The organism is Frondihabitans sucicola (assembly GCF_030296615.1).
Lineage (GTDB): Bacteria > Actinomycetota > Actinomycetes > Actinomycetales > Microbacteriaceae > Frondihabitans > Frondihabitans sucicola.
Genome location: NZ_AP027732.1, coordinates 3,646,113 through 3,658,251, shown reverse-complemented (window position 1 = coordinate 3,658,251; position 12,139 = coordinate 3,646,113). Strand labels below are relative to the sequence as shown.

The following is a 12,139-nucleotide window of genomic DNA, read 5'->3' as shown; positions in this document are numbered from 1 at the left end:
ATGAGCGACGCAGTCGACAAAGCCAGGGCCGATGCCGAAGCGGCGGTCGCCGCCGCGAAGAAGGCGCAGGAAGACGCAGAAGCAGCTCTGGCACACGCCCAGCAACTGGCTGCAGAGGCAGCCGTTGCCGCCGAAGCCGCGGCCGAGCAGGCGAGCGCCGCCGCTGCCGACGAGCCGACGGCTCCAGCCGCCCCACCGGCTCCAGCCGCCTCGTCGGCGCGCGCCGCGACGGACGGACCGCTCGGAGTCGACGACGTCGCTGCCATTCGCGCCGGCTACGCGTTCTCGGGTGCTGCTCTCGAGATGGGCGGGCTCGTGAACGGAGAAGCCCTCGCCGACGTTCCGGTGCGGATTCCGCTGGCGATGCTCAACCGCCACGGCCTGGTCGCGGGCGCCACCGGAACCGGCAAGACGAAGACGCTCCAGGTGCTCGCGGAGCAGCTGTCGGCGGCCGGGGTCCCGGTGTTCGCGGCCGACGTCAAAGGCGACCTGTCAGGCATCGCGACGCCCGGAGAGCCGAACGACAAGCTGCTCGAGCGCACCCGAGGCATCGGCCAGGACTGGTCGCCGCAGGCCGCTCCGACGGAGTACTTCGCTCTCGGCGGCAAGGGCACCGGTATTCCCGTGCGGGCCACCGTGTCGGGGTTCGGTCCACTCCTGCTCAGCAAAGTGCTCGGCCTGAACGACACGCAGGAGTCGAGCCTCGGTCTCGTCTTCCACTACGCCGAGAAGGCCGGGCTTCCGCTGCTCGACCTCAGCGATCTCCGCAGCGTTCTGACGTACCTCATCAGCGATGGCGGAAAGGGCGAGCTCACCGACCTGGGCGGGCTCAGCTCGCAGACGGTGGGAGTGATCCTGCGCGAGCTGATCACCTTCGCCGACCAGGGAGCCGACGAATTCTTCGGGGAGCCGGAGATCGACACGGCGGAGTTCTTACGGACCGCCCCGGACGGGCGCGGCATCGTCAGCCTGCTCGAGCTGCCCGGGGTCGCGACGCAGCCCGCGCTCTTCTCGACCTTCCTGATGTGGATGCTCGCCGACCTGTACAACGACCTGCCCGAGGTCGGCGACCTCGACAAGCCCAAGCTGGTGTTCTTCTTCGACGAGGCCCACCTGCTCTTCCGCGACGCTTCGAAAGACTTCCTGGCGTCGATCACGCAGACGGTCCGGCTGATCCGGTCGAAAGGCGTCGGCATCGTCTTCGTCACGCAGACGCCGAAGGACGTCCCGAGCGAGGTGCTCGCGCAGCTCGGCTCGCGCGTGCAGCACCAGCTGCGCGCGTTCACGCCCGACGACGCCAAGGCGCTGAAGGCGACCGTGTCGACGTACCCGTCGAGCGGTTACGACCTCGGTCAGGTGCTGCAGTCGCTGGCCACCGGTGAGGCGATCGTCACCGTCATGAACGAGAAGGGTGCGCCGAGCCCCGTCGCGTGGACGCGTCTGCGGGCTCCGCGCGGGTCGATGTCGCCCACTCCGCAGCCGGACATGGATGCCGCCGTGGCAGCCAGCCCGCTGCTGGCCAGGTACGGCACGGCGATCGATCGGGAGTCGGCTCGCGAGATCCTGACGGCCAAGCTGGAGGGTGCGGCGGCGGTCGAACGAGAGAAGGCCGACGCCAAGGCACGCGACGACGCTGCGGCGCTCGCCGAGAAGGAAGCTGCGGCCAAGCAGAAGGCGGCCGCGGCCCTCGAGAAGGCCGCTCGGACAGCCGACGCGCAAGCAGCCAAGGAGCGCGCCAAGATCCAGGCCGAGTACGAGAAGCAGCAGCGCGAATTCGAACGGGCCGAGAAGGCGCAGCGCGCTGCCGCCGCGCGCGCCAAGCCGCGCACGACGGCGCGCTCTGGCTCGAGGGCGTCCGGCGCGAGCGGGTCGATGATCGAGGACATCCTGGGATCGAAGTCGAGCCAGAAGATCGTCGCGGACGTCGCGAAGGGGATCTTCGGAACGCTTTTGCGCCGGCGCTGAGACCGCCGAGGCGCGAGCCGGGTCAGGCGGTGCCGACGACGCGCTCCAGCGTGAGGACGACGAGCACCAGCAGGATCGCGACGCTGAGGGTCGCCACCACGACGAGGGGCCGGCTGAGGTACCAGCCGCGGGCTGTCGGGAACGCCCGGTAGTACTCGCGGCGAGACAGCGGAGTCGGGTCGACCGTCGTCTGCACCTCGAGCGCGTCGGCGATGAGCTGAATGTCTTCGTCGGTCCAGAACAGGGCGTTCATGCCGAGCACTCGGCGTCCCATCGCGTCGACTCCGAGCAGCTGGGTCAGGGCCTCCGTGGAGCCCGTGCGGTAGACGCGGTTGAGGAAGACGCGGTCGAGGCGCGACCTCTCGACGGACACCCGGGGAGAAGCATCCTGCGCTTCACGAAGTGGGTGCGGGTCACGGCCGTGAACACGCGCCGGAAGCGGACGTAGACGACGAAGAAGGCGATGGTGACGAGAGCCTCGATCGCGATGACCAGCGGCTCGGCGCTCGACCGGTGCGTCAGATAGGTGACGACGGCGAAGACCGGCAGAAGGCTGAACGCGCCGGAGAGAAGGGCCGTGCGCCCGAGCGCTTGGATCGGCGTCACGTGCGTCTCGGTTTCGGTGCGGCTCGTTCCGCTCGGCATCGCTCGGTTCCCCCTAGAACATGGCAGGAGCACGTCGCCTCCTCCACCCCTGGGGAGGCACCTGTGCTGGGCATCACTGTACTGGTTCGCGCGGGGGAGCAGACAGCCCCGTTCGGGTGGTATCCGACTCTCGGGTATGTTTTCGGTCGCCGAGCGATGTCCGCGGCTTCGGAGAGCCGACACGGGGCGTAACACGCCGATGGTCAGCCGTCAGAGTTGCCGAAGATCTCGTCGCGGAGTCGATCGATCTCGCGGCGATCGCGTTTCGTCGGTCGGCCGGAGCCGCGGTCGCGGACGGGCACGAAGGCGATCTCCTCGCGCGGCGGCGGCGGGGGAGTGAGGTCGGTCAGCGCGGTCGCCGCGATCGGGGCTCCGACGCGTTTCACGAGCAGCTTGCGGACGACGACGATCCGGTCGAAGCCGCCTTCGCGCGCGCGGATCTCGTCGCCTTCTCGCACCGTTTGCGCGGCCTTGACCCGCTCTCCGTTGACCCGGACGTGGCCGGCGCGGCACGCGGCCGTCGCTGCCGAGCGCGTCTTGTAGAGGCGTACGGCCCAGAGCCACGCGTCGACGCGTGCGGACGTCAGCTCAGCCATGCCACGAGCCTACGCGGCCCCTTCCCCGCCCTGTCCTGTCCTGTCCTGTCCTGTCCTGTCCTGTCCTGTCCTGTCCTGTCCCCGGGCGCGCGAAGCGCCGCCCGTCCGTCCCTCCCTGGGCGCGCGAAGCGCCGCCCGTTGGTCCCTCCCTGGGCGCGCGAAGCGCCGCCCGTCCGTCCCTCCTAGGGCGCGCGAAGCGCCGCCCCACCCCGCCGGCGTCCCAGGGCGCGCGAAGCGCCGCCCGTCCGTCCGTCCGGCGTCCCAGGGCGCGCGAAGCGCCGCCCCACCCCGTCGTCGCCGAATCGCGGCGTGCCAAGCCCCTGTCGTCGACCTCCTGCCACGGAGCGAAGCGACCCGAACAGGCACGGCGAGAAATGGCCCTGCTCGGTTGCGTCAGCAACCGAACAGGGCCAACCCATGTCGAGCGGAGAATGGGGGATTCGAACCCCCGAGGGCGTAAACCCAACACGCTTTCCAAGCGTGCGCCATAGGCCACTAGGCGAATTCTCCAGTGATCGTCTCCCCGAGGGGCGGCGTTCGACCTAGAGAACTCTAGCGGGTCGCGGCCCGCATGACGAACCGAGCATGTAAGGACAACCGCAGGCGTCTCGGAGCTTGCGGTCATACAGTTGTCAGCGTGTCGACACGCATCTACATCACGTCCGCCGAGGGCCACACCGGGAAGTCCACGATCGCTCTCGGGGTGCTCGACACGCTCAGTCATGAGCTCGGCCGTGTCGGTGTCTTCCGTCCGGTTGCGCGCTCGACGAGCGAACCCGATTACGTGCTGCAGCTCCTGCTTGCTCACGACGGTGTCGACCTGGCCTACGACGACTGCATCGGCGTCACGTACGACGACGTGCACGCCGATCCGGATGCCGCTCTCGCCACGATCGTCGGTCGGTTCGCCGCGGTCGAGCGCCAATGCGACGCCGTCGTCATCGTCGGGTCCGACTACACCGACGTGGGCAGCCCGACGGAGCTGTCGTTCAATGCGCGGATCGCAGCCAATCTCGGCGCGCCGGTCCTGCTGGTCCTCGGCGGCCGCACGGCTGACGGTGCCCGACCGCGTACCGGAGCCGACATGCGGCAGGTCGCCGAGCTCACGACCACCGAGCTGCGCACCGAGCACGCGGGTCTCGTGGCGGTCGTGGCCAACCGTGTCGAGCCCGAGCTCCTCGGCGAGGTCGTCTCCGGCATCGGCGAGGCGCTCGATGCGTCCGTCGGCGGCCGTGTCCCGGTGTGGGCGATTCCCGAAGACCGCGTGCTCGTCTCGCCGACGCTCCGCGCGGTGATGGAGGCCACCCACGCGAAGTTGCTGCGCGGCGACGAGGCTCTGCTCGATCGCGAGGCCGTCGGCGTCGTCGTCGCGGCCATGTCGATGGAGAATGTCCTTCCTCGCCTCACGGAGGGTGCGGTGGTGGTCGTCCCGGGCGATCGCTCCGACGTCCTGGTCGCCACGGTCCTCGCCCACGCCTCCGACACCTTCCCCTCGTTGTCGGGCATCGTCCTGAACGGCGGATTCGATCTCGCGCCCCAGGTGGTCCGTTTGATCGGTGGACTCGGGAGCGCCCTGCCGATCCTGTGGTCCGAACTCGGCACGTACGACACGGCGCTCACGATCACGCAGACCCGGGGCCGCCTCGCGGCCGAGTCGTCGCGCAAGTACGACCTGGCCCTGTCGCTGTTCGAGAAGTCGGTCGACGGCTCGGAGCTCCTGCGACTGCTGCAGGTGAGCCCGTCGTCGGTGGTGACCCCGCTGATGTTCGAGTACCAGCTGCTCGATCGGGCTCGAAGCATCCAGAAGCACATCGTGCTGCCCGAGGGCGACGACGACAGGATCCTGCGCGCCGCCTCGTCGCTGTTGCAGCGGGGTGTCGCTCGCTTGACGCTGCTCGGCAACGAGGCGAGCGTTCGCGGCCGGGGCGCCGAGCTGGGGCTCGATCTGAGCGACGCAGCCGTCCTCGACCCGAACGACCACGATCTCCAGGTGCGGTTCGCGACGGAGTACGCGAAGCTCCGCGCCCACAAGGGCACCACCATCGAGATGGCGATGGACACCGTCACCGACGTGTCGTACTTCGGCACCATGATGGTCAAGCTCGGTCTGGCCGACGGCATGGTCTCCGGTGCGAAGCACACGACGGCGCACACGATCCGGCCCTCGTTCGAGGTCATCAAGACGTCGCCGGGCGTCGGTGTCGTCTCGAGCGTGTTCCTGATGGCGCTCGCCGACCGCGTGCTCGTCTACGGCGACTGCGCCGTGATCCCCGACCCGACGGCCGAGCAGCTGGCCGACATCGCGATCTCGTCGGCCCAGACGGCTCAGCAGTTCGGAATCGAGCCCAGGATCGCGATGCTCAGCTACTCGACGGGAACCTCCGGCTCCGGCGCCGACGTCGAGAAGGTCCGCGAGGCAACCGCCCTGGTCCGAGAGCGCCGCCCCGACCTCCTCGTCGAGGGGCCGATCCAGTACGACGCCGCCGCCGACCCCACCGTGGCCGCCGCCAAGATGCCCGACTCCGAGGTGGCCGGTCGAGCCACCGTCTTCATCTTCCCCGACCTCAACACGGGCAACAACACCTACAAAGCCGTTCAACGGAGTGCCGGAGCCGTCGCGATCGGGCCGATCCTGCAGGGTCTTCGCAAGCCCATCAACGACCTTTCGCGCGGCGCCCTCGTCAGCGACATCGTCAACACCGTTGCGATCACAGCCATCCAGGCCGGGATCGAGCCCGCGACCGACGCAACCGGCTCGCCCGCGGCCGTCACCCCGGAGACGGGCACCCCCTCCGAAGGAGCATCCCTGTGAGCGCAGTCCTCGTCGTCAATTCCGGTTCGTCGTCGTTCAAGTACCAGCTGATCGAGCTGGAGGGCGAGAAGACGCTCGCGTCCGGACTCGTGGAGCGCATCGGCGAGGAGACAGGATCGACGAAGCACAAGAACGCGCTCACCGGCGACGAGACCTCGAACGATTCCACACCGATTCCGGATCACGCGGCCGGGTTCGCGGCGATGCTCACGGCGTTCGACGAGCACGGGCCCTCGTTCGACGAGCACCCGCTGATCGCGGTGGGTCACAGGGTGGTCCACGGCGGCTCGGAATTCGACCGCGCGACCGTCGTGACCGACGCCGTCGAGCGCGCCATCGACAAGCTGTCGGCCCTGGCGCCGCTGCACAACCCGGCGAACCTCCAGGGCATCAGGGCCGCACGCAAGGCCTTCCCGGACGCCCCGCAGGTCGCCGTCTTCGACACGGCCTTCCACCAGACCCTGGCCCCGGCGGCCTACACCTACGCCATCGACGACGACCTGGCGAAGAAGCACCAGGTGCGCCGGTACGGGTTCCACGGCACGTCGCACAAGTACGTCTCCTCAGCGGCCGCCGACTTCCTGGGCAAGCCGCTCGCCGAACTCAAGATGATCGTGCTGCACATCGGCAACGGCGCCTCCGCCACCGCGATCGAAGGCGGCCGCAGCATCGAGACCTCGATGGGCCTCACGCCACTCGAAGGCCTCGTGATGGGGACGAGGTCGGGCGACGTCGATCCTGCTGTCGTCTTCCATCTCCACCGCGAGGCCGGGCTCTCGTTCGACGAGCTCGAGACGATGCTCAACAAGAACAGCGGCCTTCTCGGCCTCACCGGCAACGGCGACATGCGCGACGTGCAGGATGCCGCATCCAAGGGCGACGAGGTCGCCGAAGCGGCGCTCGCGGTCTATCGGCACCGGATCCGGCACTACGTCGGCGCGTACGTCGCGCAGCTCGGCGGCCTCGACGCGGTCGTCTTCACGGCCGGCGTGGGGGAGAACAACGCCCTGCTTCGCAGACGCACGCTGCTCGGGCTCGAGTTCCTGGGCATCACCATCGACGACGACCGCAACGAACTCGCCTCCCGCGAGGCGCGCTACATCTCGCGCGACGGCGCGCCGGTAGCGGTCCTGGTCGTCCCGACCGACGAAGAGCTCGAGATCGCGCGCCAGGCCGCCGCGCTGGTCTGACTGCCGGGCCCTTCTCGCCGCCTCGCGTCTCCTGCCCGTTCTCCGGCTCGCACGCCTGCCCGGCTGCTCGCCTGCCCGCCGTCCCCTCGCCTGCCCGCCTGCCCGCCCGCCCTCCCGTCGCCTGCCCGCCGTCCCGTCGCCTGCCCGCCGTCCCGAAATCGAAGGGGATTTTCACGCGACGGCCCTCCGATCCGCATGAGCAGCTGCGCAGCGCGAAAATCCCCTTCGATTTCTGGCGGGGCGGGGCGGGGCTAGTAGCGGATGGCCGTCAAAGCGTCGCTGATCTCCAGCTCACCCGAGACCACCTCGAACTGCGTCTTCACAGCGACACCCTCGGTGAGGGCAGTGGCGACGATCGCAGCGACATCGGCGCGCGGGATGCTGCCGCCCTCGAGCCGCGCACCAACAGCGACCAGGCCCGTCGGCGCGTCATCGGTCAGGGCACCCGGCCGGACGATGGTCCAGTCGAGAGCATCCCTCGCCCGCACGTCGGCGTCCGCCTCGCTCTTCGCCCGAAGATAGACCTGGAAGACATCATCGTCAGCCGCCGGAAGCTCGGCCCGTGCCGCGTCGAACTCATCGGTGTGCATCGCCGAGACCATCACATAACGCGAAACACCCGCCCGCTCGGCAGCATCCGCCAGCAGGATCGCGCCGTCACGGTCGATCGTGAGCTTCCGTTCCGCCCCGCTCGAGCCCCCGCCACCCGCAGCGAACACCACGGCGTCAGCTCCGTCGAGATGACCGGCAAGAGCAGCGACATCGGTGTGCTCGAGGTCGAGAACCAGGGCGCGCGCGCCCACCTGCTCAAGATCTCTCACCTGATCGGGATTCCGGACGATGCCGACCGGGTCGTGGCCGGCATCCGACAGAAGGCGTTCGAGGAGCAGGGCGATCTGGCCGTGGCCACCGGCGATGACGATTCTCATGGACACATCCAATCGCGTCGTCCTGCACGCGTCATGGGTGTCGAAACCACCACGGAAAACCGGCTAAAGTAGACGACGGCTCCCCACGTGGCGCCACCCAGGCCAACTCCCCCAGGGCAGAAATGCAGCAAGGGTAACCGGGCTCTGGCGGGTGCGTGGGGGGTCTTTGTCGTCTGCGGGGGCGGACGACCGCGTCGGCCCGGCTTCGCCGTGTCTGTGGCCGGATCGCTTCGCGATCGGCGGGGCGGGTGCGTGAGGGGTCTTTGTCGTCTGCAGGGGCGGACGACCGCGTCGGCCCGGCTTCGCCGTGTCTGTGGCCGGATCGCTGCGCGATCGGCGGGGCGGGTGCGTGGGGGTCTTTGTCGTCTGCGGGGGCGGACGACCGCGTCGGCCCGGCTTCGCCGTGTCTGTGGCCGGATCGCTTCGCGATCGGCGGGGCGGGAAGCTGCGGGATCGGCGGGGCGGGAAGCTGCGCGATCGGCGGGGCGAGGGAGGGCCGGCAGCGGCGGCGCAGCACAGGCGCGAGAGCGGGGCGTGCGAGCAGAGAGCGGCGAGTCCTCCACAAGGAGGACGGCACTCGTATTGGGGGTACAAACACGGAATAACACTGGATACGCGGGCCCGGTTTCTGCCTATGATGACGGCAGTACGAACCGGCGCCCCTCACCACGGTGTCGGTCTTCCCCTCGGGAAAGGAACGCGACCGTGACGTCGCAGATCAGGATCAGGCTCATCTCTTCGCAGCGCACTCGTGCGCGCCGCTCGGCCCGAGGCGCGCCGCACAGACCCTAGAGGTCGTGCCTCAGCGATCGGCGGATCAGGCGCCGACCAACACGACCCCGCAAGACCTGCGGGATGCGCGCCTCACCACCGCGCGTCCCGCACTCCCGTCGTCGCCCACGACCGACGGCCGCGGGGAGCATCCGCACGACGCGCCAGTCGCGTAGCTGCACCCTCCCCGCACCACGCACCGCCGTCGAGTCTCACCAGCTCGGCACGCAAGCCTCAGCCGCCGGCCTCACCAGCCGGGCCGAGCTGCGAGCACCCTGCATTTCGCACCTCCCGGCCGAGCCTCACCAGCTCGGCCGAGCGTCACCCTCCGACCCACCACCGGAGGTTCTTTCGGATCAGTGACGGGCACCGCCCGTCAGAAAGAGGCACCTCATGCACCGCCAGAGGATCAGGACCACAACCGCTTCGTTTCTCGGGCGCCACCTGCTGCTGAAGTTCGGCGCCGCCACCGTCGTGGGCGCGGTCATCGCCGCTTCGGCCATCGTGCCCGCGCAGGCCGCGACCGGCGACGTGAGCGAGGCAGAGGGATCGCTGCTCTCGGGTTCGGGCATCGTCGACCTCGACACCGTCGCTCAACTCGGCAGTGCGTACTCGGCTTCCACCGCCGGCGGCAGCATGGGTGTCGTCGCGAATCCTCTTGATCTCACCGCGGTGAACGCTCTGGGCGTCAACCTCGGCAACGGTGTGCGGTTGCTCGGCAACAACGGTCTCCTGACCCTCGGCGTCGCCGGCCAGTACGCGAACAGCTCTGCCACGAAGTCCACGGCCTCCGCGGGTGTCGTCGGCTCCGACGGCAGCATCGCCGTCGGCTCGGGCACTCCCGGCAATGCCTCGTCCCTCAACCTGACGCCGCTGCTCAGCCGCGTCGGCGCCACCGCAGCAGTCGCCAGCGCTGCACAGCTCGACATCGGCGCCCTCGCATCCCAGATCACCGCCACGCGCGGTGCCACCGTGTCGACGACGTCCTCCTACGGAATCGCCAGCGCTGACTTCACCGTCACGAGCCCTGCCGTCGGCGCCCTCAACACGTCCCTGCAGACCACGGTGAATCAGGTCGGCTCCGATCTCAACAACCTGACGTCGAACACGGGTGCCCTGAACGGTGTCGTGACCGGCACCACCGGTGGTCTCACCAGCGCCATCAACACCCTCGGTCTCGGGGTCCTGAGCCTCAACGGAACGAGCCTGACCGCGAGCATCAGCGGGCTGAACCTGTCGGCCGTCACCGCGCCGATCCTGGCGCAGACCTACACGTCGGGGCCCGTGACGATCAACCCCTCCACGGGCAAGATCGTCATCGATCTCAACACCCTCCAGGCACTCAACGGGCAACCCGCCAACACGAAGCTGCTGTCGACCGCAGCGCTTCAGAGCATCGTCACCGGCGCGATCCAGGACATTCTCGTCACACAGCTCCCCGCCGCTCTCAACACGGCCGTGGTCGCCGCGATCGGCGCCGCGACGATCAACGCCACCCTGACCGCCAAGGTCTCGCTCCTCGGCGGCAACGTCGCCACCCTCAAGGTCGACATCGCGACGACGCTCGGCAATCTCCTGAAGCCGACCGGTCGCGCGCCTCTGACCATCTCCGCAACCATCACCCCGCTCTTCCTCGGTGGTCTGAGCGTCAGCAGCGCCATCCTCAACCCGCTTCTGCAGCCCGTCATCGACAACACCCTCGCCCCGCTCCTCGCCGGAGTGTTCTCGCCGACCGTCAACGGCGTCACGGCCACCCTCGCGGCGGTCACGACGCCGGTGAATGCCACGCTCGGCGCCCTGACCGGCATCCTGAACCAGCTCGTGTCCGTGACCGTCAACGCGCAGGATTCGGCAGGATTCCAGGACGCGCGCGGCACGGACGCCGGCTCGAAGTCCGTCCATGCCCTTCAGCTCAGCATCCTCCCGCTGCTCGATGCGGCGACAGTGAACCTGGCCACGTCGACCGTCAACGCGACGACGGTTGCTCCGCTCGTGATCGCGACGCCCACGGCGAATCAGCAGTTCACCGTCGCCACGTCGTCCTCCACCAGGTCCGTCACCGTCACCGGCTCGGGGAGCCCGGCGCCGCCGTCGCGGTCGACCTCGGTTCGGGCCGCACCGGTACGGCGACGGTCGGAACGGACGGGAACTGGGCCACGACGATCGCCGGAGTCGGGGTGGGCTCCGTCACCGCGACCGCCACCCAGAGGTTCGGCGGGGTCACCTCGGCGGCGGTCACCCGGCCGTTCAGCGTCGTGGCACAGCAGCCCCTCACGATCACGTCGCCCACCGCGGGACGCACCTTCACGGTCGTGTCCTCGTCGTCGACCACTCCCATCACCATCGCCGGGACCGCGACCCCCGGGGCTGCCATCGCGCTCGACCTGGGGTCCGACCTGACCGGTTCCGCCACGGCCGACTCCTCCGGAAACTGGACCACCCAGGTCGTCGGCGTCGGAGTCGGCAGCTACACGGTGAGCGCCACTCAGACGTCCGGCGGAGTCGTCTCGGCGGCCGTTGCACGACCCTTCTCGGTGGTGGCCGGAGCTCCGCTCACGGTGATCACTCCGACCGACGGCACCCGGGTCGTCGTACCCGGTGACGACTCGACGACGACGGTCACCGTCACCGGCACCGCCCAGCCGGGCGCCGGGGTCACCGCCGATCTCGGTTCGGGTCTGAACGGCACGGCGACGGCCGCCGGTGACGGCAGCTACAGCATCCCGGTGGCCGGCGTGGCAGTCGGCGACTACACCGTCTCCGTCACCCAGAGCGTCGGCGGCACCACGTCGACCGCGATCACCCGGTCGCTGACCGTTGCGGCCTCGGCCCCGCTGGTCATCCAGGCTCCGGCGGCCGGAGCCCGGATCCGAGTGGCCGGTCCCTTGGCGACCACGCCGGTGACCGTGTCCGGTACGGCCGAGCGCGGAGCGACGGTCACCGTGCAGCTCGCCCCCGGCGTCTCGAAGACCGTCACGGCCGACGCCGACTCCGGTGCCTGGAACGCGACCTTCGCCAACGTCGGTGTGGCCGGCTATACGGCCAGCGCGACCCAGACGGTCGCCGGCACGTCATCGCCGACTCAGACCCGGGCGTTCTCCGTCGTCGCAGGCGCCGACGTCGTGATCACGGCGCCGGGGGCCGGCGCGACGCGCACCGTGGCCGACCCCACGTCGGTGACCCCCGTGACGGTGACCGGAACGGCTGAACCCGGCGCCTCGGTGGCCGTCT

Annotated in this window: 9 protein-coding genes, 1 tRNA gene and 1 other RNA gene; 6 read left to right on the top strand and 5 right to left on the bottom strand. The window is 69.6% G+C overall.

Annotation, left to right across the window (positions count from 1 at the left end):
• A complete protein-coding gene (locus QUE79_RS18740; RefSeq protein ID WP_286344383.1) occupies window positions 1–1,965 on the top strand; it encodes a helicase HerA-like domain-containing protein in 1,965 nt (654 codons plus the stop codon).
• A 22-nt stretch (window positions 1,966–1,987) separates the two neighbouring features.
• Here the strand turns inward: QUE79_RS18740 and QUE79_RS18735 are convergent, their stop codons facing one another.
• The 4 genes from QUE79_RS18735 to QUE79_RS18720 form a co-directional block, all read right to left on the bottom strand.
• Window positions 1,988–2,338, bottom strand: coding sequence for a hypothetical protein (locus tag QUE79_RS18735; RefSeq protein ID WP_286344382.1), 351 nt, complete (start codon window positions 2,336–2,338; stop codon window positions 1,988–1,990).
• Entirely contained in the window at window positions 2,263–2,571 is a 309-nt protein-coding gene (locus QUE79_RS18730; RefSeq protein ID WP_286344381.1) for a hypothetical protein, read from the bottom strand. Before QUE79_RS18730 ends, QUE79_RS18735 begins: the two co-directional genes overlap by 76 nt.
• A gap of 242 nt (window positions 2,572–2,813) precedes the next feature.
• Window positions 2,814–3,206, bottom strand: a complete 393-nt coding sequence (locus tag QUE79_RS18725) for an RNA-binding S4 domain-containing protein (protein WP_286344380.1) — start codon at window positions 3,204–3,206, stop codon at window positions 2,814–2,816.
• 425 nt (window positions 3,207–3,631) lie between these two features.
• Window positions 3,632–3,716, bottom strand: a tRNA-Ser gene (locus QUE79_RS18720).
• Between the two features lie 127 nt (window positions 3,717–3,843).
• On the opposite strand from QUE79_RS18720, the gene pta reads away from it, so the two are divergent.
• Window positions 3,844–6,018: a phosphate acetyltransferase gene (gene pta, locus QUE79_RS18715; RefSeq protein WP_286344379.1), complete on the top strand. Its 2,175-nt coding sequence runs from the start codon at window positions 3,844–3,846 to the stop codon at window positions 6,016–6,018.
• Window positions 6,015–7,208: an acetate/propionate family kinase gene (locus tag QUE79_RS18710; RefSeq protein WP_286344378.1), complete on the top strand. Its 1,194-nt coding sequence runs from the start codon at window positions 6,015–6,017 to the stop codon at window positions 7,206–7,208. Before pta ends, QUE79_RS18710 begins: the two co-directional genes overlap by 4 nt.
• Window positions 7,209–7,459: 251 nt before the next feature.
• On the opposite strand, the gene QUE79_RS18705 is transcribed toward QUE79_RS18710, so the two are convergent.
• Window positions 7,460–8,137: an SDR family oxidoreductase gene (locus QUE79_RS18705; protein WP_286344377.1), complete on the bottom strand. Its 678-nt coding sequence runs from the start codon at window positions 8,135–8,137 to the stop codon at window positions 7,460–7,462.
• 74 nt (window positions 8,138–8,211) lie between these two features.
• Here QUE79_RS18705 and ffs point away from each other — a divergent pair.
• The 3 genes from ffs (at window position 8,212) to QUE79_RS18690 (ending at window position 11,308) form a co-directional block, all read left to right on the top strand.
• An RNA gene (gene ffs / locus QUE79_RS18700) (signal recognition particle sRNA small type) lies at window positions 8,212–8,308 on the top strand.
• 626 nt (window positions 8,309–8,934) lie between these two features.
• Window positions 8,935–9,084 carry a hypothetical protein gene (locus QUE79_RS18695; protein ID WP_286344376.1) on the top strand — a complete coding sequence of 50 codons (150 nt, stop codon included), beginning with the start codon at window positions 8,935–8,937 and terminating at the stop codon, window positions 9,082–9,084.
• A 217-nt stretch (window positions 9,085–9,301) separates the two neighbouring features.
• Window positions 9,302–11,308, top strand: coding sequence for a choice-of-anchor G family protein (locus QUE79_RS18690; RefSeq protein ID WP_286344375.1), 2,007 nt, complete (start codon window positions 9,302–9,304; stop codon window positions 11,306–11,308).
• Window positions 11,309–12,139: the final 831 nt, after the last annotated feature.